This is a genomic window from Paracoccus niistensis, from assembly GCF_042432925.1.
In the GTDB taxonomy this organism is placed as follows: Bacteria; Pseudomonadota; Alphaproteobacteria; order Rhodobacterales; family Rhodobacteraceae; genus Paracoccus; species Paracoccus niistensis.
The window spans coordinates 350,160-375,418 of record NZ_JBHLWE010000017.1 but is presented as its reverse complement, the minus strand read 5'-3'; the positions used below and the strand labels follow the sequence as shown (position 1 = coordinate 375,418).

Here is a 25,259-nt window from a genome sequence, read left to right as displayed (position 1 = left end):
AGGATGCCCGAAGGCTTTGACTACATCATCGTCGGCGGCGGCAGCGCGGGCTGCGTGCTGGCCAACCGCCTGACCGAAAATCCTGACGCACGTGTGCTGCTGGTCGAGGCAGGCGGCCGCCCGCGCCATCCCTTCTACGCCATGCCCGCAGGCTTCGCGAAGATGACCAAGGGCATCGGCAGCTGGGGCTGGCACACGGTCCCGCAGCGACACATGGGCGGCATGGTGATCCGCTACACGCAGGCGCGCGTCCTCGGCGGCGGCTCCAGCATCAACGCGCAAATCTACACGCGCGGCAATGCGCTGGACTATGACGAATGGCGCCAGCTCGGCTGCGAGGGCTGGGCCTACGAGGACGTGCTGCCCTATTTCCGCAAGTCCGAGGACAACGACAGCTTCAACGACCGCTATCACGGCCAGGGCGGTCCCCTAGGTGTCTCGAAACCGGCCGCCCCCCTGCCGATCTGCGAGGCCTATTTCCGCGCGGCGGGCGAGCTTGGCATTCCCTTCAACCCCGACATGACGGGCGCCACGCAGGACGGCGTGGGCTATTACCAGTTGACCCAGCGGAAGGCACGGCGGTCCTCGACCTCTGTGGCCTTCCTTGATCCGGCGCGGCGCAGGCCGAACCTGACGGTGCGCTCGGGGGCGCAGGTGCTGCGGATCCTGGTGGAAAACGGCCGCGCCACGGGGATCGAGCTTGCGGGCAAGGCCGGGCCGGAACGGATCACGGCGGAAACCGAGGTGATCCTGTCAGCGGGCGCCATCGGCTCACCGCGCCTGCTGATGCTGTCGGGGATCGGACCCGCCGAACATCTGCGCGAGGTGGGCGTTCCGGTGCTGCTAGACCAGCCCGGCGTGGGCGCGGACCTGCAGGACCACGTGGACCTGTTCGTGATCGCCGAATGCACCGGCCCGCATACCTACGACCGTTACGCGAGGCTGCATCTGTCGGCGCTGGCGGGGCTGCAATACCTGCTGACACGCAAGGGACCGGTGGCCTCGAGCCTGTTCGAGACCGGCGGCTTCTGGTATGCCGACCCCCATGCCCGCTCGCCCGACATCCAGCTGCACCTGGGGCTCGGCTCGGGGATCGAGGCAGGGGTGGCGGCAATGCCGGACGGGGGCGTCACGCTGAACTCGGCCTACCTGCGGCCGCGTTCGCGGGGCACGGTGCGGCTGGCCTCGGCGGACCCTGCCGCCGCGCCGCTGATCGACCCGAACTACTGGGCCGATCCGCATGACCGCGAGATGTCGATCCGGGGCCTGAAGCTCGCGCAGCAGATCATGCGGCAGGAGGCGCTGAAGCCCTTTGTCCGGCGTGAGGTCCTGCCCGGCCCCGAGGTCGTCACCGACGAGGACTATATCCGCTACGCCTGCCGCAACGCCAAGACCGACCACCACCCGGCGGGCACCTGCCGCATGGGCCCGGACCCGGCGGCGGTGGTGGACCCGCGGCTGCGGCTGAACGGAATCGAGCGGCTGCGCGTCGTGGACGCCTCGATCATGCCGCGGCTGGTTTCGTCGAACACCAACGCGCCCACGATCATGATCGCGGAAAAGGCCGCCGACATGATCCGCGCCGACCGGGGGACAAGCCCATGATCACCATCACCCTGCCGACCGCCGAGGGGCGGCTTGAAGCCTGGACCCTGACCGGCGTGCCGCTGGAACCCCGCACGCCCCGCGTCCCCCTGACCCGCACGGCCTTTGCCGCCGCCCATGTCGTCAGCGACCCCCTGCGCGAGCGCGATCCCTGGGGCGGCCGCCCGGCGGTGGACTGGGACGCGACGCTGCGCTTTCGCCATTGGCTCTGGGATCAGGGCCTGGGGTTGGCCGAGGCGATGGACACCGCCCAGCGCGGCATGGGCCTGGACTGGCCCACCGCCCGCGAACTGATCGAGCGCACGATGCGCGAGTCGAAGGCCCATCCCCTGAAGCCCCGTGTCGCCTGCGGGGCCGGGACAGATGGCGTGCCCCCGGCGGAACTGACCAGCGCGGATGCCATCATTGCCGCCTACGAGGCGCAGATGGAGGCGATCGAGGCCGCGGGCGGGCAGGTGATCCTGATGGCCACCCGCGCGCTGCCCAGCCTTGGCGCGGGGCCGGATGCCTATGCCCGCGTCTATGGCCGCCTGCTGGGGCAGGCCCGCGACAAGGTGATCCTGCACTGGCTCGGGCCCATGTTCGACCCGGCGCTGGCGGGCTACTGGGGCGCCGGCGATCTGGCGCAGGCGACCGAACTCGTTCTGGGCATCATCGGGGAAAACGCCGCGAAGGTGGACGGCATCAAGATCTCGCTGCTGGACCGGGCCCATGAGGAAGCCTTCCGCGCCCGCCTGCCCCAAGGCGTCCGGCTTTATACCGGCGACGACTTCAACTACGCCCCGCTGATCGAGGGCGACGGCCAGCGCCATTCCCATGCGCTGCTGGGCATCTTCGCCGCCATCGCCCCTGCCGCCTCGCAGGCGCTGGAGGCCCTGGCGCAGGGCGACACCGCCACCTATCGCGCGCTCCTGGACCCCACCGTGCCCCTGTCGCGCGAGATCTTCCGGGCGCCCACGCAGTTCTACAAGGCGGGCATCGCCTTCCTTGCCTGGCTGAACGGGGCGCAGGACCATTTCGCCATGCCGGGGGGCCTTCAGTCCGCGCGCTCCATCGGCCATTATGCCGAGGTGTTCCGCCTGGCCGACCAGGCCCGCCTGCTGGCCCGGCCCGATCTGGCCGTGCGGCGGATGGGCCACCTGCTGGCGGTGAACGGCATCGGAACCTGAGGCCCCATGCGCCGACCCACCATCAACGACGTGGCCCGCGCGGCGGGCCTGTCCAAGTCCACCGTCTCGCTGGTCCTCAAGAACAGCCCGCTGGTGCGCGAGGAAACCGCCCGCGACGTGCGCGCGGTGATGGCGCGGCTGGGCTATGTCTACAACCGCGCAGCCGCGGGCCTGCGGTCCAGTTCCGGCGGGCTGATCGGGCTGATCATCAACGATCTGCGCAACCCCTTCTTCACGGAATTCGCGGCCTCGTTCCAGATGGCCGTGGCCCAGCACGATTATGCCGTGGTGATCGCCAACTCGGACGAGGACGCGGGCGCGCAGGCCCGCATCGCGCGGTCCATGATCGAACATGGCGTGGCCGCGCTGGTGATCTCGCCCGCCTTCGGCGAGGGCGGAGGGATCTTCGACCAGCTGTCGCGCGCGGCCGTGCCGACGCTGCAGGTGCTGCGGCAGGCGGACCCGAGGACGGACCTCTTTCCCTTTGCCAGCTTCGACTACACCGACGGCGGGCGGCAGGCGACGCGCCACCTGCTGGACCAGGGCGCGCGCCGCATCGCCTTCGTGGGCGGCCTTGACGGGCGCCCCATTACCGCCGAGCGCCGGTCCGGCTATCTCGAGGTGCTGGAAGCGCGGGGGATCGAGCCCGTGGTGATCGGGGGCGCGAGTTCGCGCGGCTGGGGGCTGAACGTCGCCGCGCAGCGCATCGTGGCCGACCCCTCCATCGACGCGGTGCTGGCCTTCAACGACCTGGTGATGCTGGGGCTGATGGCGGGGCTTGCGCGGGCAGGGCGGATGCCCGGCCGCGACATCCGGCTGGTGGGCTTCGACGACATCGAGGAATGCGCGCAGGTCTGGCCCGATCTCAGTTCCGTCAGTTGCGATATCGCCAAGTTCGGCCGCGACGTGGCCGCAACCCTTCTGGACTGGCTGCGCGAGGGCCGCCATCCTCCGCCCGAACGCCGCGAAGGGGTGACCCTTGTCTCCCGCCGGTCCAGCCTTGGAGTAACCGCATGACCCCACCCCAGCTTCTGCGCGCCATGTTCGACCGGGCCGTCGCCGTGGCCGATCCCATGGAAAGCCTCGGGGGCTTCCTGCCCGAGCGTCCGGCGGGCCGCGTCCTCGTGATCGGGGCGGGCAAGGCCAGCGCGCGCATGGCCGAGGCGGTCGAGGCCGCCTGGGGTCCCTGCGAGGGGCTGGTGATCACCCGCTACGGTTATGCCCGGCCCACGCAGGGCATCGAGATCGTCGAGGCTGCCCATCCCGTCCCGGACCAGGCGGGGGTGGACGCCACGCGCCGGATGCTGGCGCTGCTGGACGGTGCGGGTGAGGGCGACTTCGTCCTTGCGCTGATCTCGGGCGGGGCCTCGGCGCTGCTTTGCGCGCCCGCAGGCGAGGTGACGCTGGAGGAAAAGCAGGCGGTGAACCGTGCACTGCTGGCCAGCGGCGCGCCCATCGGGCAGATGAACGTGTTGCGCAAGCACCTCAGCCGGGTCAAGGGCGGCCAGCTTGCCGCCGCTGCCTATCCTGCGCGGATGCTGGCGCTGATGGTGTCGGACGTGCCGGGGGACGACCCGGCGCTGATCGGCTCGGGGCCGACGGTGGGGGACCGCTCGACGGCCGGGGAGGCCCGCGCGATCCTGGACCGCTGGGGGATCGAGGCGCCGCCTTCGGTCCGCGCGGTGCTGGACGGCCCGACCGGCGTGCGCGCGCCCGAGGACCCGGCGCTGTCGCGGGTCGAGAACGTGGTCTATGCCGCGCCCTCGCGCTCGCTCGAGGCGGCGGCGGAACTGGCCCGGACGCAGGGCTATGCGGTGGAAACCTTGGGCGATGCGCTGGAAGGCGAGGCGCGGGACGTCGCCGCCGCCCATGCCGCGCTGGCGCTTGCCGCCAAGGGGCCGCGGGTGATCCTGTCGGGGGGCGAGCTGACCGTCACCCGGCGCGGCGACGGCACCGGCGGGCCGAACGCCGAATATGCGCTGGCGCTGGCGCTGGCGCTGAAGGGCGCGCCGGGCATCCATGCCATCGCCTGCGACACCGACGGCGTGGACGGCGCGGCCGAGGTCGCGGGCGCGCTGGTCGGCCCCGAGACGCTGGCCCGCGCGGCTGCGGCAGGCACCCATGCAGGGGCCGCGCTGGACAGCAACGACGCCCATGGCTTCTTCGGCCGCATCGGCGGTCAGGTCGTGACCGGCCCGACGCTGACCAACGTCAACGACTTCCGCGCCATCCTGATCGAAGCCCCCTGAGGTGCCCCGATGAACGACGACGCCCTTGGCCCCGACACCGACCAGCCTTGGATCAGGGATCCCGGCCACCGCGACTGGCTGGCAGCCGACGCGCTGCGGCAACTGGATTTCTTCCGCGCGAGCCTGCGCGGCGACGGCGGCTTCGACGTGCTGGACCGCGTGGGCCGCCCCCTTCCCGGCCCGCAGGAGCTGCACACCACGACCCGGCTGGTCCATTCCTTTGCGCTGGCCCATGCCGCGGGTGCGCCGGGCTGCGAGGACATCATCGACGCAGGCTTGGGCTTCCTGTGGCGCAGGCACCGCGATGCCCAGCACGGCGGCTATGCCTGGGCCGTCGCGCCCGAGGGTTTCGCCGACGACACCAAGCTTGCTTACGGCCATGTCTTCGTCCTGCTGGCGGCTGCAAGCACCCGGCAGGTCGGCCATCCCGACGCCGACCGCCTGCTGGGTGACGTGGCCGAGGTGTTGGACCTCCGCTTCTGGGACAACGGCGCGGGGCTTCTTTCCGACGAATATCGCCGCGACTGGACGCCCTTTTCCACCTATCGCGGCATGAACGCCAACATGCACGGCGCCGAAGCCATGCTGGCCGCCCATGAAGCCACGGGCGAGCGCCAGTGGCTTGACCGCGCCGGCCGCATCCTTGAATTCTTTGCCGGTCGGATCGCGCCCGAGCACGGCTGGCGCCTGCCCGAGCATTACACCCAGGGCTGGCAGGTGGACCCGGCCTATTCCGGCAACCCGATGTTCCGCCCGCCCGGCAGCACGCCCGGCCATTCCTTCGAATTCGGCCGGCTCGTGCTGCAGCACTGGGACCTGTCGGGGCGCAGCGACGACGCGCCCGACCGCGCCCGGCACCTGGTGGAACGCGCCTTCGCCGACGCCTGGCGCCGGGACGGCGGCTTCGTCTACACGCTGGGCCGCGACGGCGGCCCGGCGATCCGCGACCGCTACTGGTGGCCGGTGACCGAGGCCATCGGTGCCTTCGCCCGCCTGCTCAAGCTGGACACCGCGCCCGAGGACGAGGAGCGTTACCGCGACTGCTGGCGCTTCGCCGCGGGCCATTTCATCGACGCGCGTCACGGCGGCTGGTTGCCCGAGATCGGCGAGGATGGCCGTCCGGTCGAGCGCCAGTTCCGCGGCAAGCCCGACATCTACCATGCGCTGCAAGCGACGCTGATCCCGCAGGTGCCCGGCCTGTCGGGGCTGATGCGCGAGCTTGCCGAAGCCCGGCCACTGCGCCGTTAACCATTCCTAAAGACTCCGCCGCTAGACCGTCACGATCTGGTGGAGGAAGGGAATGGTCGCCATCGCCTATACCGTCGCCTTCGACGGGATCGAGGCGCGGCTGGTCGAGGTTCAGGCGGCGGTCTCGCCCGGCCTGCCGTCCTTCACCATCGTGGGCCTGCCCGACAAGGCGGTCAGTGAGGCGCGCGAACGCATCCGGGCGGCCTTCGGGGCGATGTCGGTGGCGATGCCGAACAAGCGGGTGACGGTGAACCTGTCGCCCGCCGACCTGCCCAAGGAGGGCTCGCATTTCGACCTGCCCGTGGCGCTGGCGGTGCTGGCCGCGCTCGAGGTCCTGCCGGGGGAGGAACTCGAGGGCGTCGTGTCGCTGGGGGAACTGTCGCTGGATGGTCGGCTGGTCTCGGTGGCGGGTGCGCTGCCGGCCGCGATGGCCGCGGCGGAAGAGAGCCGGACTCTGATCTGCCCACCCGCCTGCGGAGCCGAGGCGGCGTGGGTCGGCGCGGTGCCGGTGATTGCGCCACAAGGACTGCGGCAGGTCGTCGATCACCTGACCGGCCGCGCGCCGGTTGTGCCCTCCGAGCCGGGGCAGGTGCTCAGGAAGCCGCGGCTGGCCGACATGGCCGACGTCAAGGGCCAGGAACGCGCCAAGCGCGCGCTGGAAATCGCAGCCGCCGGGCGCCATCACCTGCTGATGGTGGGTCCTCCGGGGTCGGGCAAGTCGATGCTGGCCGCTCGCCTGCCGGGTCTGATGCCGGAACTGACGCCGGCCGAGGCGCTGGAAACCTCGATGATCCAGTCGCTGGCGGGCACGCTGACGGACGGCGGCATCTCGCGCGAGGCGCCGTTCCGCGACCCCCACCATACAGCGTCCATGGCCGCCATCGTGGGCGGCGGCCGGGGGGCCAAACCCGGAGAGATCAGCCTCGCCCATAACGGCGTGCTGTTCATGGACGAACTGCCCGAGTTTCCCCGGCCCGTCCTCGAAACCCTGCGCCAGCCGCTGGAAACGGGCGAGGTCGTGGTCGCCCGCGCGAATGCCCATGTGCGCTATCCCTGCCGCTTCCTGCTGATCGCCGCGGCGAACCCCTGCCGCTGCGGGCATCTGGCCGATGCCGCGCGTGCCTGCGCGCGGGCGCCACAATGCGGGGCGGATTACATGGGCAAGCTGTCGGGGCCGCTGATGGACCGGTTTGACCTGCGCATCGAGGTGCCCGCCGTCGCGATCGGCGACCTCGAAGCGCGGCCGGGCGGCGAGTCCTCGGGAACCATCGCGGGCCGGATCTCTGCGGCCCGTGACCGTCAGGCCCGCCGCTTTGCCGATCATCCCGGGTTGCGGGTGAACGCGGATGCCTCGGGGCCGGTACTGGACGAGATCGCAGCGCCGGACAGCGAAGGCCGCACCCTGATCACCCGCGCCGCCGAGCGGCTGAGCCTCAGCGCGCGAGGCTACCACCGCATCCTGCGCACGGCGCGTACCATCGCCGACCTCGACCACAGCGAGACGGTCCGTGCGCCGCATGTCGCCGAGGCCATTGGATACCGCCTGCCCTTCGTGGTGGGGATTTGAGGCAAGTCTTTTCTTCTTCGTGAAAATATCCCGGGGTCCGGGGCAGCGCCCCGGTCCGGCAGTTCCGCAAGGCAGGTGCATCTCCAAAGGCACTGAAGCCCAACCTGCGCTGCCCGCTTCAAGACGCCATGGTGTCCGCAGAAGGGCCTGCCTTCCTTGCCCCATGCGCCTCGGTCTTCTAAGTCTCCCCGCATCCGCCAGCGAAGTCAGGGAAAAAAGCCGATGATGCAGGAAAAGCGCGTTCTGCTGATCGTGGGGGGCGGGATCGCCGCCTTCAAGATCCCCGAACTGGTCCGCCTGCTGAAGGGTGGGGGCATCGGCGTCACCACGGTCCTGACCGAAGGCGGCGCGCAGTTCGTCACGCCCCTGACGCTGTCGGCCCTGTCGGGCGAGGCCTGTCACACCGCCCTGTGGGACCTGACGCGCGAGGCCGAGATGGGCCATATCCAGCTGTCGCGCGCGGCCGATCTGGTGGTGGTGGCGCCCGCGACCGCCGACCTGATGGCGAAGATGGCGGGGGGGCACGCGGACGACCTCGCCTCGACCCTGCTGATGGCGACCGACAAGCGGGTGCTGATCGCGCCCGCCATGAACGTGCGCATGTGGGAACATCCCGCCACCCGCCGCAACCGCGCCACGCTGGAAGACGACGGCATCCTCTTTGTCGGTCCCGACGCGGGCGAGATGGCTTGCGGCGAATGGGGCGAGGGCCGCATGGCCGAGCCGGAAGCGATTTTTGATGCCATCCGCGACGCGCTGGGGGACGATGCCGAGCGCCCGTTGCGGCTGACCGACGCCATCCTGCGGCTGCCGCCCGAGGCCGTCGTCCTGCCGGGCGTGACCGCGGGGCCGCTGGCCGGGCGGCATGTGATCGTCACCTCGGGCCCGACGCACGAGCCGATCGACCCCGTGCGCTACATCGCCAACCGCTCCTCGGGCGCTCAGGGAACGGCGGTCGCGGCGGGGCTGCGCGACCTCGGCGCGCGGGTGACCTTCGTAACCGGCCCCGCGACGGTTCCGCCGCCCGCGGGCGTGCAGGTGGTGCGCGTGGAAACCGCGGCCGAGATGCGCGCGGCGGTAGAGCGGGCGCTGCCCGCCGATGCGGCGGTGATGGCGGCGGCCGTGGCGGACTGGCGCGTGACCAGCGCCTCGGACCGCAAGATCAAGAAGGACGGCTCGGGTCGCCCGCCGGCGCTGGAAATGGCCGAGAACCCCGACATCCTTGCCTGGATCAGCCGGGCCGAGGCGCGTCCGCCCCTGGTCGTGGGCTTTGCCGCCGAAACCGACGACGTGCTGGCCAACGCCACCGCCAAGCGCCTGCGCAAGGGCTGCGACTGGATCGTGGCGAATGACGTCAGCCCCGCGACCGGGGTCATGGGAGGCACCGAGAACAGCGTCATCCTTGTCACCGACGAGGGCGCCGAGCCCTGGCCGCAGCTGCCCAAGGACGAGGTCGGCCGCCGCCTGGCCGCGCGTATCGCAGACCACCTGGGCCACGAGGCGGGTCGACCATGAGCCGCGTCTATCTGGACTGGAACGCGACCGCCCCCCTGCGCCCCGAGGCACGAGCGGCCATGGCCGAGGCCTTCGACGTGATCGGCAACCCCTCTAGCGTCCATGCCGAGGGGCGTGCGGCCAAGATGCTGCTGGAACGGTCGCGCGAGGAGATCGCCGAGGCGCTGGGCGCATCCCGCGCCGACATCGTCTTCACCTCGGGTTCGACCGAGGCGGCGGCGCTGGCGCTGGACGGGCAGGGGCTTGCCTGCGCGGGCGTCGAACATGACTGCGTCCGCGCCTGGTGCGAGGAAACGCTGGTCGCCGACGCCCTGGGCCGCGTTACGGTCCCCGATCCAGCCCGCGCCACGCTGCAGCTTGCCAACAGCGAGACGGGGGTGATCCAGGACCTGCCGCAGGGGCTTGCCGTCAGCGACATGACACAGGGCTTCGGGAAGATCCCGCTGGCCTTCGACTGGATGGGCGTGCGTGCGGGCTTTGTCAGCGCCCACAAGCTGGGCGGGCCGCGCGGCATCGGCGCGCTGGTGCTGGCGGAGGGCGAGGACCGCCCGGCACGTCTGCGCGGCGGCGGGCAGGAACAAGGCCGCCGGGCGGGGACCGAGAACCTTGCCGCCATTGCCGGCTTCGCCGCCGCCGCCCGGGCCGCCCAAGGTGACCTTGCGGCCGGAATCGCGGAAAGACTCGCGGAAATGCGAGATCATCTGCTGCGAAGACTGGAAGATCATGACGGAAACACTATGTTTCCGGGGCGCGAATCCCGACGCCTGCCGCAGACGCTGTCCATCCTGACTCCGGGGTGGAAGGGCGAGACGCAGGTGATGCAGATGGACCTGGCCGGCTTTGCCGTATCCGCCGGGTCCGCCTGCTCTTCCGGCAAGGTCCGGTCAAGCGGGGTGCTGCGCGCGATGGGCGTGGCCGAGCAGGATACCGGCTGCGCGCTGCGCGTCTCGTTCGGGGGAACGACGACGCCCGAGGAATTGGACCGCTTTGCCGAGGCGTGGCTTTCCGCCTGCGCCCGTTGGCAGAGCAAGAAGGGAAGGTAACCGATGGCCGTTCTGGACGTGCCCGAGATCGAAGTCCGCGAAGGCGTCGACCGTGAGACGGTCGAGACCGTCGCCAACATGGGGTCCTACAAATACGGGTGGGACACCGAGATCGAGATGGAATACGCCCCCAAGGGCATCAACGAGGACATCGTCCGGCTGATCAGCCAGAAGAACGACGAGCCCGAGTGGATGACCGAGTGGCGCCTGGCCGCCTTCCGCCGCTGGCAGGGCATGACCGAGCCGCGCTGGGCGATGCTGAACTATCCCCACATCGACTATCAGGACCAGTATTACTACGCGCGTCCGAAAAGCATGGCCGTCAAGCCCAAGTCGCTGGACGAGGTCGATCCTGCGCTGCTGGCGACCTATGAGAAGCTGGGCATCCCGCTGAAGGAGCAGGCGATCCTGGCCGGGGTCGAGGGCGCCGACGCCTCGCCCATCCAGGGGCGCGAGGACGCGCGCCGCGTTGCCGTGGACGCCGTCTTTGATTCCGTCAGCGTGGGGACGACCTTCAAGGATGAACTGGCCAAGGCCGGCGTGATCTTCTGCTCGATCTCGGAAGCCATCCGCGAGCATCCCGAGCTGGTCAAGAAGTACCTCGGCTCGGTCGTGCCGCCCTCGGACAACTTCTTCGCGACGCTGAACTCGGCCGTCTTCTCGGACGGGTCCTTTGTCTACATCCCGCCGGGCGTGCGCTGCCCGATGGAGCTGTCCACCTATTTCCGCATCAACGCCGAGAACACCGGCCAGTTCGAGCGCACGCTGATCATCGCCGACAAGGGCAGCCACGTCAGCTACCTGGAAGGCTGCACCGCGCCCAAGCGCGACACCGCCCAGCTTCACGCCGCGGTGGTGGAAATCGTCGTGCTGGAAGACGCCGAGGTGAAATACTCGACCGTCCAGAACTGGTTCCCCGGCGACGAGGAAGGCAAGGGCGGCATCTACAACTTCGTCACCAAGCGTGCCGACTGCCGCGAGGCGCGCGCCAAGGTGATGTGGACGCAGGTGGAAACCGGCTCGGCCATCACCTGGAAGTACCCGTCCTGCATCCTGCGGGGCGAGGAAAGCCAGGGCGAGTTCTACTCGATCGCCATCGCCAACAACGCCCAGCAGGCCGACACCGGGACCAAGATGATCCATCTTGGCAAGAACACCCGGTCGCGGATCGTGTCCAAGGGCATCTCGGCGGGCCGCGCGCAGAACACCTATCGCGGGCTGGTGACGATGCACCCGCGCGCCACCAACAGCCGCAACTACACCCAGTGCGACAGCCTGCTGATCGGCGACCAGTGCGGGGCGCATACCGTGCCCTATATCGAGGTCAAGAACACCTCGTCGCGCGTGGAACACGAGGCCACCACGTCCAAGGTGGACGAGGACCAGCTGTTCTACTGCCGCGCCCGCGGCATGGACGAGGAAGAGGCCGTGGCCCTTGTCGTCAATGGTTTCTGCCGCGAAGTGCTGCAGGCCCTGCCGATGGAATTCGCGATGGAGGCGCAGAGCCTGGTCGCGATCAGCCTGGAAGGCTCGGTGGGCTGATTTGCGATCCGGGGCTGGCGGGATGCCTGCCCCGGTCCTGTGCCGAACGAACACCATCACGCGAAGCCTGCGCTGGCCACTCGGGCCGCAGGCATCAGCCGCCGAAAAGGAGTGAAAATGCTGGAAATCAAGAACCTTCACGTGCAGCTCGAGGAAGAGGGAAAGCAGATCCTCAAGGGCGTCACGCTGACCGTCCCGGCGGGCGAGGTTCATGCGATCATGGGCCCGAACGGTTCGGGCAAGTCCACGACCTCGTACGTGCTGTCGGGCCGCGAGGGCTATGAGGTCACGGACGGCACCGCCACGCTGGACGGCCGTGACCTGCTGGAGATGGAGCCCGAGGAACGCGCCGCCGCGGGCCTGTTCCTGGCCTTCCAGTATCCGGTGGAAATCCCCGGCGTCGGCAACATGACCTTCCTGCGCACGGCCGTGAACGCCCAGCGCAAGGCGCGCGGCGAGGAGGAGCTGTCCTCGGGCGACTTCCTCAAGCTGGTGCGCGAAAAGGCCAAGGCGCTGGACATCGACGCCGAGATGCTGAAGCGCCCGGTGAACGTCGGCTTCTCGGGCGGCGAGAAGAAGCGCAACGAGATCCTGCAGATGGCCATGCTGGAACCCCGCATGTGCATCCTGGACGAGACGGACTCGGGCCTCGACGTGGACGCGATGCGTCTGGTGGCCGAGGGCGTGAACGCGCTGCGTTCGCCCGAGCGCAGCTTCCTCGTAATCACCCACTACCAGCGCCTGCTGGACCACATCGTGCCGGACGTCGTCCACATCATGCATGACGGCCGCATCGTGAAGTCGGGCGGCCCCGAGCTGGCGCTGGAAGTCGAGCGCAACGGTTACGGGGACATCCTTGCCGAGGCCGCCGATGCTTGAAGCCGTCAAGACCCAGCAGACCCCCGTCATCGAGGGCGCCCCGCGCTCGGCCCCGGCCGATGTGCAGCTTGACGCCCGTCTTGCTGCCGCGCCCGCGCCCATGACGGGCGCCACCGCGCCCGCGCGTGCCGATGCCTTGGCGCGGCTGAAGGAGCAGGGCCTGCCCGGCCCGCGCCACGAATACTGGCGCTACACCGACCCGGCGCCCTTCAACGCCGCCCGGCCCGAGCCGGTCGCGCTGGAAGCCGTGGCGGGCGACCCGAAGCTGTTTGCCAACGTGGACAAGCTGCGGCTGGTCTTCGTGGAAGGCCGCTTCGATGCCGCCGCCTCAGACGACCCGGCGCTGGCCGGGGTGGAAATCACCACGCTGGCCCAGGCCGACGCGCAGCCCGGCCACTGGGTCGCGGAAGCCTATGGCGTGCTGGAAGCCCAGGGGCAGAAGCCCGTGCGCCGTCCCTTCGCCGCGCTGAACACGGCCCTGGCCACCGACGGCGTGGTGATCCGCGTCACCGGCAAGGCGGACCGTCCGGTGCAGATCCTGTATCGTCCCTCGGACGCGGGGGCCGACGTGGTGGTCCACCACGTCCTGCGGCTCGAGGAAGGGGCGGAACTGACGCTGCTGGAAAACGGCTTGCTCGGCGCGCGCGGCAACGTGGTGATCGAGGCCGACCTTGCCGCCGGCGCCAAGCTGCACCACATCGCCGCGCCCCGTGCGGGCGTGGCGCGCATCGCGACCACCCATCTGTTCGCCCGTGTGGCCGAGGCTGCCTCGCTGAAAAGCTTCGAGCTGTCGGTCGATGGCCGCCACATGCGGTCGGAGTCCGTGGTCGAGCTTGCCGGTGACGATGCCGTGGCCCATGTCGCGGCGGCCGTCCTCGGTGACGGCGGGCATCTGCGCCATGACGACACCGTCTTCATCACCCACGGGGGACTGCGGGGCGAGAGCCGGCAGGTCTTCAAGAAGGTGCTGAAGAACGGCGCGACGGGCGTCTTCCAGGGCAAGATCCTCGTGCGTCCCGGCGCGCAGAAGACCGACGGCTACCAGATCAGCCAGGCCTTGCTGCTGGACGAGGACAGCCAGTTCCTCGCCAAGCCCGAGCTTGAGATCTACGCCGATGACGTCAAGTGCAGCCATGGCTCGACCACCGGCGCGCTGGACGAGACGGCGCTGTTCTACCTGCGCTCGCGCGGAGTGCCGCGGGAACGGGCGATCGTGCTGCTGGTCCTCAGCTTCCTCGCGGACGCGCTGGAAGAGGTCGAGGACGAGGACCTGCGGGCCGAGATCTCGGACCGCCTGGAAGACTGGCTGACCGCCAAGGCTCAGGGCTGAGGCATGGCGCTGGTCCCGCGCATCCTGCAGACCTGGCGCGCGCCCGGTGCGGCGGTGCGCGGGATGGCGGGCCTGTCCGAGCCGGGGCTGCTTGCGCTGCTTCTGGGCACCATGGCGGTCTATTTCGTGGCCCAGTGGCCCGCGCACGCGCGCGCGGCGGCGCTGGACCCCTCGGTGCCCTTGGACGCCCGGTTGGGGGGCGCGCTGCTGGCCACGCTGTTCATGATGCCGCTGATCGTGATGGCGGTGGCCGCCGTCGCGCAACTGGTCGCCCGCGCTTTCGGGCTGCGGCTGGATGGCCGCGCCTCGCGCCTGGCGCTGGTCTGGGCCTTGGCGGCTGTCGCGCCGGTCATGCTGCTGCAGGGACTGACGATGGGCTTTGTGGGGCCGGGCCCGGCCGTCGCGGCCGTGAACCTGCTGGCGGGCGGCGCGTTTCTGGTGTTCTGGATCTCGGGACTTCGCGCCCTGAGCCAGCAAAGGCAGCCCGCATGATCGAACTGATGAGGATGACCCTCCGCGACCCTCTCGGGGGGTTCCGGGTCCTGAAGGCCAAGCCGTGGCAACCGGGCGACCGTTGGGCGCTGATCTTCGCCACCGCCGCCTGCTCGGCCATCCTGTCCTGGTTGTCGGGGGTCCTTCTGGCCGCGCCGGGGGACGGGGCGGGGGTGCTGGGGTTCCTCTCGGCCTCGCCCATCTCGATGGCCTCGGTGCAGGTCGTCTCGGCCGCCTTCGGCGCCTATCTGCTGGCCGAGGTGGGCCGCATCTTCGGCGGCACCGGGCGCTTTTCCGACGCGCTGCTGGCCGTAGGCTGGGTCGAGGCCATCATGGTCGCGCTGCAGACCCTGCAGCTTGTCGTCACGCTGGTCCTGCCGCCCTTCGGCGCGCTTCTGGGCATTGCGGCGCTGCTGCTGGCTGCCTATCTGATGGTGGCCCTGACGATGGCCGTCCATGGCTTTCGCAACGCCCTTCTGGTGGTTCTGGGGATCCTGGGCACGATCATGCTGACCAGTTTCCTTTTATCCATCCTCGCCGCCACCCTCGGCTTCCTGCCCGGAGCGCCCGCATGAGTTTCGACGTTTCCCGCGTCCGTGCCGATTTCCCGATCCTGTCGCGGCAGGTGAACGGCCGGCCGCTGGTTTATCTGGACAGCGGCGCCAGCGCCCAGAAGCCGCAGGTGGTGATCGACGCGATCTCGGCGGCCTATGCGGGCGAATACGCCAACGTGCACCGGGGGCTGCATTTCCTGTCGAACCTGGCGACCGACAACTACGAACGCGTCCGTGCCACCATCGCGCGCTTTCTGAACGCCCCGCGCGAGGACGAGGTGATCTTCACCAGCGGCTCGACCGAGGGCATCAACCTCGTCAGCTATGGCTGGGCCGCCCCGCGACTGCAGCCGGGCGACGAGATCGTCCTGTCCCTGCTGGAACACCACGCCAACATCGTTCCCTGGCATTTCCTGCGCGAACGGCAGGGCGTCGTGCTGCGCTGGGTGGAACCCGAGCCCGACGGCAGCCTGCCGCCCGAAAAGGTGCTGGCGGCGGTCGGTCCCCGGACCCGGCTGATCGCGATCACCCACATGTCCAACGTCACCGGCACGGTGGTGGACGTGGGCGCCATCGCGCGCGGCACCGATGTGCCGGTGCTGGTCGACGGCAGCCAGTCGGCCGTCCACATGCCCGTGGACGTGGGCGCGCTCGGCTGCGACTTCTATGTGATCACCGGCCACAAGCTTTACGGTCCCTCGGGGTCGGGCGCGATCTGGATCAGGGCCGAGCGGCAGGCCGAGATGCGCCCCTTCCTGGGCGGCGGCGACATGATCCACGAGGTCACGCGCGACGCCGTGACCTACGCCGACCCGCCCCTGCGCTTCGAGGCGGGCACCCCCGGCATCGTCAACCAGATCGGCCTGGGCGCCGCGCTCGACTACATGATGTCGCTCGGCATGGAAAACATCGCCGCGCATGAGGCTTCCCTGCGCGACTATGCGATGGAACGGCTGGGCGGGCTGAACTGGCTGCAGATCCAGGGGACGGCGCCGGGCAAGGGCGCGATCTTCTCGATGACGATGGAAGGGGCGCATGCCCATGACATCTCGACGATCCTCGACCAGCGCGGCATCGCCGTGCGGGCGGGGACGCATTGCGCCATGCCCCTGATGCAGCATTACGGCATCCCGGCCTCGGCCCGCGCGAGCTTTGCCATGTACAACACCCGCGAGGACGTGGACGCCCTTGTTTCGGGGCTCGAGTTCTGCCGCGAGCTTTTCGCCTGACCGCAACGGTTTCTTAAGCCTGCGCTGCTATCCTAGGCCCGTGAATGGCAGGGGTGGCGCAGATGCGGCTGATGGGGGTTCTGGCGCTGCTGCTCTGGCTGCCGCTGACGCCCATGGCACAGGCCGCAACTGACCCGGCCGACCAGCCCGCGGCCGTCTGCGAATGGGCCGCCATGACGGCGGCGGCCGAGATGGGGGTGCCCCCCGACATTCTTGGCGCCCTGACCCTGACCGAAACCGGCCGCCGCCGCGGCGGCGTCGTCCGCCCCTGGGCCTGGAGCGTGAATGCCGAAGGCGCGGGCAGCTGGTTCGACGACCCGGCCGAGGCGCTGGCCTTCGCGCAGGACCGCATTGAGCAGGGCCGGCCGAACATGGACATCGGCTGCTTCCAGCTGAACTACCGCTGGCACGGCGAGAATTTTCCGTCCGTGGTCGAGATGTTCGACCCGTTGGAAAACGCCCGCTACGCCGCCCGCTTCGTCCGCGACCTTTACGCCGAGACAGGCGACTGGCGCCGTGCGGCGGGCGCCTTTCATTCCCGCACGGCCGTTCATGCGAACAGGTATCTCGCGCGCTTTGATGACCTGCGTGCGACCTTCCGGGAACGTGGCTTCGAAGGCATGACCGGCACGCCCGAGACCTACAACGACTTCGCCATGGCGGCCCCCGTTGCGCCCGAGAAGGTGGCCCGTGCCCGTCAGAGACTGACCCTGCTGGGCGCGCCGCTGGGGTCGGAAAGGACGGGCTCGCCCGGCTCGTTGGCCGTGGTGGCGCCGGGGCGGGGCGCGCTGATCGGCCTCAGCCGCGGGGCGCTGATCGGCCCCCGCGAGGCGCGGGCCGACGCGGTCGAGCCCTCGCCCGATCCTGCCCCGGCCGAAGCGCTCTAGGCGTCAGGCCAGCGATAGCGGGAAGGCGATGGTGATCACCATGCCATCCGCGCCGAAGTCGCGCGAGAAGGCGCCGTTCAGGTCGCCCCCGATCAGCGCATGGATCAGTTGCGTGCCGAAGCCGCCCGCGTCGCCCTCCGTGCCGCCGGGCTGGGCCTCGGGCTCGATCCAGCGCAGAACCAGCCAGTCGGCCGTGCCGCGCTGTTCGACCTGCCATTCGATGCGGATCGTCAGGGCATCGGCATCCGCGCTGTATTTCATCGCGTTGGTGCTGAGCTCATAGGCCACCAGCCCCAGCGCCTGCGCCTCGCGTCCGTTCAGCCGCACGGGCGGGCCACCCAGCATCGCCTCGGCCCGATCCGCCTCGACGACCCCGTCGATCTCGGCCAGCAGCAGCGCGCGCAGGTCCGCCGAGTCGCGTCCGTCGCGGTTGATCGCGTCCTGCGCCTTGGCCATGGCCGAAAGCCGGGCGCCGAAGATCCGCCCGAACTCGGCCAGGTCCGTGGCCGAGCGCATGGTCTGGCGCGCGATGGCCTGGATGCGGGCAAGATGGTTCTTGATCCGGTGCTGCATCTCGCGCAGCAGAAGCGCGCGCTGCTCGGCTTCGCGCGTCGAAAGGGCCGCCGCCCGCTCGGCCTCGGCCAGCGCGCGCATGAAGCTCCAGGTGGCCCCGCCCACGGCGATCACCAGCAGCAGCGACAGCACGCCCACCATCAGGCTGGCCGAGCGGTCCCTCCATCCCGAGAAGCCCGGCGGGGGGGTCATGGTCATCTGCCAGCGCCGGCCCGCGATCGGGATCTCGCGCGTGATCGCCTGCGCCGCCAGGTGTGGCGGGATTTTCGGGGGGTTGTTGTCGAACAGCGGCTGGTCGGGGGCAAGGGCGTCCACCGTCCGCAGGCTCATCGGAAGGCCGGGCAGGGTGGCCAGCACGGCGGCATGCAGGTCGCCCGCGCGGAAGGGAGCATAAACGAAGCCGCCGTCGCGCTGCTCGCTTCTCCCGAACAGACTTGCGTGGGTCGGGATGTAGATCAGGAAGCCCGTCTGCTTCTCGTCGGTGATCTCCTGCACCAGCTCGACCGGGCCGGTGGCCCGCGGCTCGCCGGTCTCGAGCGCCGCGGTCATCGCCTCGCGGCGGGCAGATTCGGAGAACATGTCATAGCCGAGCGCATGACGGTTCCGCTCGTCCAGCGGCTCGAGCATGACGATGGGGCCGACGAAGGTCTGGTCGCCGGGGGGACGGGCCGCGATCTGGTGCCCATGCGCGGCCGCGATGCGGTCACGCGCCTGCTCGGCCTCGGCCGCGGGCAGCAGCGCGGCAAAGCCGATGCCCTGGATCCCCTGGTAGTCGCCCTGCAGGTCGAGCCCGGCAACATAGCGCGCGAACTCGGGCACCGCGACCGGCTCGAGTTCCGCGTCGAACTGGCTGCGCGTGGCACGCAGCAGCGCGACATGCTGGTTCATGCGCTGCTGGAGGCGGCCGGACACGAGATCGGCAAGCCGCGCGAAACGCATGGCGACGGCCTGGTTCTCCAGCCGGACGGTGGCCACGGTCAGCCCGAGGCCCAGCGCCAGCGTGACAAGCACGGCGCCCAACATCAGAACGGTCTGGCGGGCGCGTGTCATTCCGTGCTCGGAAAGGGAGGGCCGCTTCGGCTGCTTCAATCTGGGGAAAGGACGGGGAACCGCCCGTGTCTTGACCGCTCCCCTACGCTGCGGGGAAAGTCCTGTCCATAGCGCCGCGAGGCCTCCCGGCCGGGCCTTGTCATTCGGTGGGTGCAGCAGGCCAGCACGGACAAGCCCCCGCAGTCCGCGCGCCCATTCGATGGTCTTCGGCGCCTTGCGCCTCGCTTCTGCAACCGGCCGTCCGAGGGGAGCGTCACTGCAAGGCAGAAGTCTCACCGGCTTCGCCGCCATCGGCAGACTGGGCCGGGCCGGCGCGCCCGGCGAGGTGGTTCTCGACGCTGGCGACCAGGTCGGTGAGAGAGAAGGGCTTGGGCAGGAACAGCGCATTCGGGATCGCGGCGTTGCCGTCCGACAGCGTCGCGTCCATGTAGCCGGACATGAAGATGACACGCGTGCCTTCGCGGTCGCGCAGGGCCGCGCGGATCCAGGCAGGGCCATCCATGCCGGGCATCACGACATCGGTCACGAAGATGTCCACCACCAGCGCGGCATCCGACAGGATCTCGAGCGCCCGCTCTCCGCTGTCAGCCTCGATGACGTCGAAGCCGTGCAGCTTGAGCGCGCGGGCGGCGAAGGCGCGCACGGGCGCCTCGTCCTCGACCAGCAGCACGGTGCGCCGGCGCTCATCGGGCAGGTCGTCCAGGGCGGCGGGTGCCTGCGGCACAGGTCTGGCGCTGGCGGGTCGCGCACGTTGGGCGGGGAAATACAGCGTGAAGGTCGTGCCCTCGCCCGGAAGGCTGTCGCAGAAGATGTAGCCGCCCGTCTGCTTGACGATGCCATAAGCCGTGGACAGCCCCAGGCCCGTGCCCTCGCCCTGCTTCTTTGTGGTGAAGAACGGATCGAAGATCTTGTCCAGCGCCTCGGGGGGGATGCCGCAGCCCTGGTCCGAGACGGTGATGCGGACGTATTCGCCCTTGGGGATGCTGGCCTGCTCCAGCGTCAGCCGGGACCGCAGGCGGACATTCTCGGTGCGGATCGCGATCTCGCCGCCACCCGGCATGGCGTCGCGGGCGTTCACGACAAGGTTCATCAGCACCTGCTCGAACTGCCGGGCATCGGCGCGGATCGGGCGCAGCGAAGGGTCGTGCGTGACCGTGACGACAACCCGTTCGCCCACGAGCCGGTTCAGAAGATGGCTGAGGTCGGACAGCGTGTGGCGCAGGTCGATGAGCTGCGGCGTCAGCGTCTGCTTGCGCGAGAAGGCGAGCAGCTGGCGCACCAGCGCCGCCGCGCGGTTGGCGTTCTGCGAGATCTGGTGCAGGTCGGCGTAATCGGGATCGGTGTTGTCGCGCCGCAGCATCAGCAGGTCGCAATGGCCGGTGATCGCCGTCAGCAGGTTGTTGAAGTCATGCGCGATGCCACCCGCCAGCTGGCCGATGGCCTGCATCTTCTGGCTTTGCACGAACTGCGCCTCGAGGGTCTTGAGGGCGCTGACATCCGTCAGCACCGCCACGATGCGGTTCGTGCCGGGGCTTGCGCCCAGCGTGACCTGCAGCGCGCGCTCGGGCTCTCCGGTGCGGGTCTGCAGCACCTCGCCCCGACCGGTGTCGCGGCCCTCGCGGACCTCGGCGATCCAGTCGTTCAGGGGACGGCCGGGGCCGTCCACCAGATCGCCAAGGAAGGTGCCGCAGGCGACCGGGCCCAGCAGCCCCTGCGCGGCGAGATTGGCCGTGAGCACCTGGCCCGAGGCGTCGAGTTCCAGCAGCGCGATGGGCAGGTTCAGGTCGCCGAATCCCATGCCGGGTCCCGTCACCTGCACCGGGGGCACCGGGGCGTGCCGCGGAGCCTCGTGCCGCCACAGTTGCAGGACCGTGCCGGGGATGCGGCAGGCCGTCAGGCAGGCGCCATCCTCGAGCGGCAAGCGCGCGGGGCGGTCGTCGCCGACCCGCGCCAGAAGCCCGGCGGCTGCGGCGGCAGGGCGGGCACGGTGGCGGGTCAGCAGCGCGGCGGCATCCCGGCCCGCCATGTCCTGCACCAGTTCGGCCTGGGCCGATTGCGCGCGGATGGCGCCCTGCGCATCGACGATCCAGGCGCAGCCCGGTTCGTCCACGAGCATCCGCCGCGCGGCCCGGACCTGCCGCAGCACCGCAAGTTCCGAGAAAAGCCGCTGTCCCGCAAAAATACCCGCGAGCAGGTACCAGGCCACCGCGACGGTTCCCGTGACCACCAGCACCCGCGCGGGCGCCGCGCCCGGTGCAAGCGCCAGCCACAATGCGCCGAGAAGCGTCGGCAGCATGAGGACCGGCACCACCACGAGGCCGCGCGAGGGCAAGATCCCGTTCTGCTTCATTCCCGCCTCAAGACCGATTCGCGCCCGAGGATAATGCTCTGCCGGTTAAGCGTCGCTTAACGGAGAAGCTTCGCGAGGAAAAAACCGTCGCTCGCGGTCAGGGGCGTCCAGGTGACGGCCTCCTGCAGGCGAAACCCGGGGTGCCGGGCCAGGAACCCGGCGACCTGCTCCTCGTTCTCGCGCGCCAGCAGCGAGCAGGTCATGTAGGCCAGCGTACCGCCGGGGCGCACATGCGCGGCGGCGCGTGCGACGATCTCGGCCTGCGTGCGCGTCACCTGCGCCAGATCCTCGGGCGACAGCCGCCATTTCGCATCCGGCGTCCGCCGCCAGGTGCCCGACCCCGAGCAGGGCACGTCCGTCACGACAAGGTCGAACTGGCCGCGCGGCCCGCCTGTCCCCGCCGCCGTTATCCTCACCCCGGCGCGGGCCGCGCGCGCGGGCAGGTCGCGCATCCGCGCGGGCGCGGCGTCCCAGGCCGTCACCCGTGCGCCGTGCGCCGCCAGCGCCAGCGACTTGCCGCCACCGCCCGCGCAATAGTCCAGCACCGTCGTTCCCGGCCCTACCTCCAGCGCGGCGCAGGCCATCTGCGGGGACAGGTCCTGCAGCTCCACCAGCCCCTCGCGGTAGGCAGCCGAGGACTGGAGCCGCCGTTCTCCCGCCGTCACGCGCAGGGCCGTCGCGCAGCGGGGATCGGGTTCGGCCTCGATGCCCTCGGCGGCAAGGGCCGCCCGCGCGGACTCGGGCGTGGCGCGGGCGAGATTTGTGCGCAGCCAGACCGGCGCGCGGTCCCGCAGCGCCTCGGCAACCGCTGGGAAATCGGGGCCGAGATCCGCTGAAAGCGCCTGCGCGATCCAGTCGGGCAGGTCGGCGGTCTCGGCCGGTGTCGGCGCCCGCCCGCCTGCGGCCTCGGCAGGCGTCAGGGGCGCCGGGGCGTGGCCTTCGCCCGTGAAGATCGTGGACGGATCGGCCCCGGCCTCGCGCAGCGCCCCCAGGATCAGGCCGCGCCCGTTGTCGCCTCCTCCAAGGGCTGCGCGGCTGCGCCGCCGCCGCAGCGTGTCATAAACGAGGTCGCGCACGGCCGCGCGGTCGCCCGAGCCCGCAAAGCGACTGGCGCGCGCCCAGCGGGTCAGTTGCGCCTCGGCGGGCTCGCCCCGCAGGATGGCATCGAGAATCTGGATGGCTGCGGCGGCGCGGGCGGCGGGCGTCATGGCCGCAGGCCGGCGCTGAGACGGGGGAAGGAGAGGTGCATGGAAGCCAGTTTATCCCCCCGGCGCGCAGCCTCAAGACGACCGCCGGAAACTGGTCAACGCTTTCTTAAGAATCTTCCTCCAGACTGCGATTCCAAGGCGGCAAGTCCTTGTGGTCAGGGGCCGAAATCACCATCTGGGGGCCAGAACATCAGGTGAACAAGAGATGGCTGCGCCGCATCGTTGTGCACGGCCATGCGCTGCAATAGAGTAGGTGAAAATGTCTGGGGCGAGCATCCTGAAGATGGACGACAAACGCAGCGCGGACCGGCAGAAGGCGCTCGACAGCGCCCTGGCGCAGATCGAACGCCAGTTCGGCAAGGGCTCGATCATGAAGCTCGGCGCCGACAACCCCGTGGCCGAGATCGAGGCGACCTCGACCGGCTCTCTGGGGCTGGACATCGCGCTGGGGATCGGCGGCCTGCCCAAGGGCCGCATCATCGAGATCTTCGGGCCGGAAAGCTCGGGGAAGACCACGCTGACGCTGCATGTGGTCGCCGAGGAGCAGAAGAAGGGCGGCGTCTGCGCCTTCGTGGACGCCGAACACGCACTTGATCCGCAATACGCCCGCAAGCTGGGCGTGAACCTGGACGAGTTGCTGATCTCGCAGCCCGACACGGGCGAGCAGGCGCTGGAGATCGTGGACACGCTGGTCCGCTCGGGTGCCGTCAGCCTGGTCGTGGTCGACTCGGTCGCGGCGCTGACGCCCAAGTCCGAGATCGAGGGCGACATGGGCGACATGCAGATGGGCAGCCAGGCCCGCCTGATGAGCCAGGCGATGCGCAAGCTGACCGCCAGCATCGGCCGCTCGAACTGCATGGTGATCTTCATCAACCAGATCCGCATGAAGATCGGTGTGATGTTTGGGAACCCCGAGACGACGACGGGTGGCAACGCGCTGAAGTTCTATGCCTCGGTGCGTCTGGACATCCGCCGCACCGGCTCGATCAAGGACCGCGACGAGGTGGTGGGCAACTCGACCAAGGTGAAGGTCGTCAAGAACAAGGTCGCGCCTCCGTTCAAGCAGGTCGAGTTCGACATCATGTACGGCGAAGGCATCTCGAAGGTCGGCGAGCTGATCGACCTTGGCGTCAAGGCCGGCGTGGTCGAAAAGTCGGGCGCTTGGTATTCCTATGGCGACGAGCGGATCGGGCAGGGGCGCGAGAACGCCAAGCAGTTCCTGCGCGACAATCCCCATGTCGCCACGGCCATCGAGGATCGCATCCGTGCCAGCCACGGGCTCGACTTCGGCGCGACCGAGAGCGACGACGAGGCGCTGACCGAGGAGTGACCCTCCTGCCGGCTCCTGGGGGCCGGATGTCCTGTCGTCCCCATGACCCTGCTGCTGCGGGCGCCCCTGTCGGGCGCCCGTTTTCTTTCCGGGACTGGCACTTGGCGGTGCAAGCGGGCAGGTTGGCCATGAGCCATCATGGAGACTGCCCGATGAGAACTCCCGTTGCCATCCGCCTCGTGCTTGCCGCCCTTGCCCTTGCAGGGCCCGCACTGGCCGAAACGCCCTATCGCCACGCGGAGGAGCCCATCGGGACGGTCGAGCAGATCTATGACGGCGACCTCTTGCCCGACGATGCGGTGGCGACCTTCCGCAATATCGACCGGCTGTTCCCCACCCGCAGCATCGCGCCCTCGGCCACGCCGCGCGCGCTGGAGCCCTCGGACCTGAAGCTGGGGCCGCTGGATCTGACTGTTGACGGCAAGAGCTATGACCTCGACGACGTGATCGCCTTGGACAGCATCACCGGCCTGATTGTCCTGAAGGACGGCAAGGTGGTGGCCGAGATCTACCAGCGCGGCAACGGCCCGGACACGCGCTGGATGTCGATGTCGCTGGCCAAGTCGGTGACCTCGACGCTGATCGGCGCGGCGATCCGGGACGGCGCCATCGCCGGAGAGGATTCGCTGGTCACCGATTACGTCCCCGCGCTGAAGGGCAGCGCCTATGACGGGGTGACGGTCGGCCAGATCCTAGCGATGACCTCGGGCGTGCAGTGGGACGAGACCTACACCGACCCCGCCTCGGACCGCCGGGCGCTGCTGGCCGCGCAGGTCGCCCAAGCGCCGGGCGGGCTGATGAAGGTCATGGCGGCGCTGCCCCGCGCGGCCGAGCCGGGCGCCGTCCACACCTATTCGACCGGCGAGACCCAGGTCGCGGGCGAGATCGTGATCGGCGCCACCGGCAAGACGCTGTCGGACTACCTGGCCGAGAAGATCTGGCAGCCCTACGGCATGGAGGCCGAGGCGAAATGGTGGCTGGACAGCCCCGAGGGCCACGAGATCGGCGGCAGCGGCCTGTCCGCCACGCTGCGCGACTTCGCCCGCTTCGGCCAGTTCTTCCTAGAAGGTGGGATGATCGGCGGCCAGCCGGTCCTGCCCGACGGCTGGACCGACCGCGCGGGCCTGCCGATCACGCTGAAGGACGGCAGCACGGCCGACTATGGCCTGATGTGGTGGCCCGCCTGGACCGAGCAGTCCATCGCCCACAAGGCCTATGCCGCGATCGGCATCCAGGGGCAGAACATCTACATCGACCCGGCCGAGCGGGTGGTGATCGCCATGACCGCCGCGCAGCCCGAGCCGCTCGGCAAGGAGCAGGTCGATCCGATGGCCTTCTTCGACGCCGTGGTGAACGCGATCGGCGAATAAGCCTCCGGCGCGCGTTCTGGACAGGAGGGGGCGGCGGTCTTACATGTGACCGCTGCCAATCCCCGCAGG

At 69.9% G+C, this 25,259-nt stretch carries 20 protein-coding genes; 17 read left to right on the top strand and 3 right to left on the bottom strand.

Annotated elements, in window-relative coordinates:
* Positions 1-3 precede the first annotated feature (3 nt).
* The 15 genes from ACFFII_RS06055 to ACFFII_RS05985 all read left to right on the top strand — a co-directional run bounded on the left by ACFFII_RS06055 (position 4) and on the right by ACFFII_RS05985 (position 17,309).
* Positions 4-1,605, top strand: a complete 1,602-nt coding sequence (locus tag ACFFII_RS06055) for a GMC family oxidoreductase (RefSeq protein ID WP_377697988.1) — start codon at positions 4-6, stop codon at positions 1,603-1,605.
* Positions 1,602-2,774 carry a dihydrodipicolinate synthase family protein gene (locus tag ACFFII_RS06050; protein ID WP_377697986.1) on the top strand — a complete coding sequence of 391 codons (1,173 nt, stop codon included), beginning with the start codon at positions 1,602-1,604 and terminating at the stop codon, positions 2,772-2,774. Before ACFFII_RS06055 ends, ACFFII_RS06050 begins: the two co-directional genes overlap by 4 nt.
* A 6-nt stretch (positions 2,775-2,780) precedes the next feature.
* Positions 2,781-3,791: a LacI family DNA-binding transcriptional regulator gene (locus ACFFII_RS06045; RefSeq protein WP_377697985.1), complete on the top strand. Its 1,011-nt coding sequence runs from the start codon at positions 2,781-2,783 to the stop codon at positions 3,789-3,791.
* Positions 3,788-5,023 (top strand): glycerate kinase type-2 family protein, encoded by a 1,236-nt coding sequence (locus tag ACFFII_RS06040; RefSeq protein WP_377697983.1) that lies wholly within the window; start codon positions 3,788-3,790, stop codon positions 5,021-5,023. Before ACFFII_RS06045 ends, ACFFII_RS06040 begins: the two co-directional genes overlap by 4 nt.
* A gap of 9 nt (positions 5,024-5,032) precedes the next feature.
* Complete coding sequence (locus tag ACFFII_RS06035; protein WP_377697982.1) at positions 5,033-6,271, top strand: AGE family epimerase/isomerase; 1,239 nt, start codon at positions 5,033-5,035, stop codon at positions 6,269-6,271.
* Positions 6,272-6,323: 52 nt separating this feature from the next.
* Positions 6,324-7,838, top strand: a complete 1,515-nt coding sequence (locus tag ACFFII_RS06030; RefSeq protein WP_377697980.1) for a YifB family Mg chelatase-like AAA ATPase — start codon at positions 6,324-6,326, stop codon at positions 7,836-7,838.
* A 222-nt stretch (positions 7,839-8,060) separates the two neighbouring features.
* The gene (locus ACFFII_RS06025) at positions 8,061-9,353 is read left to right on the top strand and encodes a bifunctional phosphopantothenoylcysteine decarboxylase/phosphopantothenate synthase (RefSeq protein ID WP_377697979.1); all 1,293 of its coding nucleotides are present in this window, start codon (positions 8,061-8,063) and stop codon (positions 9,351-9,353) included.
* The gene (locus ACFFII_RS06020) at positions 9,350-10,396 is read left to right on the top strand and encodes a cysteine desulfurase family protein (protein ID WP_377697978.1); all 1,047 of its coding nucleotides are present in this window, start codon (positions 9,350-9,352) and stop codon (positions 10,394-10,396) included. The genes ACFFII_RS06025 and ACFFII_RS06020 overlap by 4 nt, the downstream gene beginning before the upstream one ends.
* Positions 10,397-10,399: 3 nt before the next feature.
* Positions 10,400-11,938: a Fe-S cluster assembly protein SufB gene (gene sufB / locus ACFFII_RS06015; RefSeq protein WP_377697977.1), complete on the top strand. Its 1,539-nt coding sequence runs from the start codon at positions 10,400-10,402 to the stop codon at positions 11,936-11,938.
* A 117-nt stretch (positions 11,939-12,055) separates the two neighbouring features.
* Positions 12,056-12,817, top strand: a complete 762-nt coding sequence (gene sufC, locus ACFFII_RS06010; RefSeq protein ID WP_377697976.1) for a Fe-S cluster assembly ATPase SufC — start codon at positions 12,056-12,058, stop codon at positions 12,815-12,817.
* Positions 12,810-14,147 carry a SufB/SufD family protein gene (locus tag ACFFII_RS06005; protein WP_377697974.1) on the top strand — a complete coding sequence of 446 codons (1,338 nt, stop codon included), beginning with the start codon at positions 12,810-12,812 and terminating at the stop codon, positions 14,145-14,147. Before sufC ends, ACFFII_RS06005 begins: the two co-directional genes overlap by 8 nt.
* A 3-nt stretch (positions 14,148-14,150) precedes the next feature.
* The gene (locus tag ACFFII_RS06000) at positions 14,151-14,639 is read left to right on the top strand and encodes a hypothetical protein (protein ID WP_377697973.1); all 489 of its coding nucleotides are present in this window, start codon (positions 14,151-14,153) and stop codon (positions 14,637-14,639) included.
* Complete coding sequence (locus ACFFII_RS05995) at positions 14,636-15,214, top strand: YIP1 family protein (protein WP_377697972.1); 579 nt, start codon at positions 14,636-14,638, stop codon at positions 15,212-15,214. The genes ACFFII_RS06000 and ACFFII_RS05995 overlap by 4 nt, the downstream gene beginning before the upstream one ends.
* On the top strand, positions 15,211-16,422 hold the full coding sequence (locus ACFFII_RS05990; RefSeq protein ID WP_377697971.1) for a cysteine desulfurase: 1,212 nt from the start codon (positions 15,211-15,213) through the stop codon (positions 16,420-16,422). Before ACFFII_RS05995 ends, ACFFII_RS05990 begins: the two co-directional genes overlap by 4 nt.
* Before the next feature lie 44 nt (positions 16,423-16,466).
* Positions 16,467-17,309 carry a lysozyme family protein gene (locus ACFFII_RS05985; RefSeq protein WP_377697970.1) on the top strand — a complete coding sequence of 281 codons (843 nt, stop codon included), beginning with the start codon at positions 16,467-16,469 and terminating at the stop codon, positions 17,307-17,309.
* Positions 17,310-17,312: 3 nt separating this feature from the next.
* Here the strand turns inward: ACFFII_RS05985 and ACFFII_RS05980 are convergent, their stop codons facing one another.
* From ACFFII_RS05980 to ACFFII_RS05970, 3 genes are all read right to left on the bottom strand, one after another.
* Entirely contained in the window at positions 17,313-18,932 is a 1,620-nt protein-coding gene (locus ACFFII_RS05980; RefSeq protein ID WP_377697969.1) for a CHASE domain-containing protein, read from the bottom strand.
* A 253-nt stretch (positions 18,933-19,185) separates the two neighbouring features.
* Positions 19,186-21,282: an ATP-binding protein gene (locus tag ACFFII_RS05975; RefSeq protein ID WP_377697968.1), complete on the bottom strand. Its 2,097-nt coding sequence runs from the start codon at positions 21,280-21,282 to the stop codon at positions 19,186-19,188.
* A gap of 56 nt (positions 21,283-21,338) precedes the next feature.
* Positions 21,339-22,490, bottom strand: coding sequence for an RsmB/NOP family class I SAM-dependent RNA methyltransferase (locus ACFFII_RS05970; protein WP_377697967.1), 1,152 nt, complete (start codon positions 22,488-22,490; stop codon positions 21,339-21,341).
* 259 nt (positions 22,491-22,749) lie between these two features.
* Between ACFFII_RS05970 and recA the strand changes: the two genes are divergently transcribed.
* Together recA and ACFFII_RS05960 are read left to right on the top strand one after the other, a co-directional pair.
* Complete coding sequence (gene recA, locus ACFFII_RS05965) at positions 22,750-23,820, top strand: recombinase RecA (protein ID WP_090752643.1); 1,071 nt, start codon at positions 22,750-22,752, stop codon at positions 23,818-23,820.
* A 152-nt stretch (positions 23,821-23,972) separates the two neighbouring features.
* Positions 23,973-25,190: a serine hydrolase domain-containing protein gene (locus tag ACFFII_RS05960; RefSeq protein ID WP_377697966.1), complete on the top strand. Its 1,218-nt coding sequence runs from the start codon at positions 23,973-23,975 to the stop codon at positions 25,188-25,190.
* Positions 25,191-25,259 lie beyond the last annotated feature (69 nt).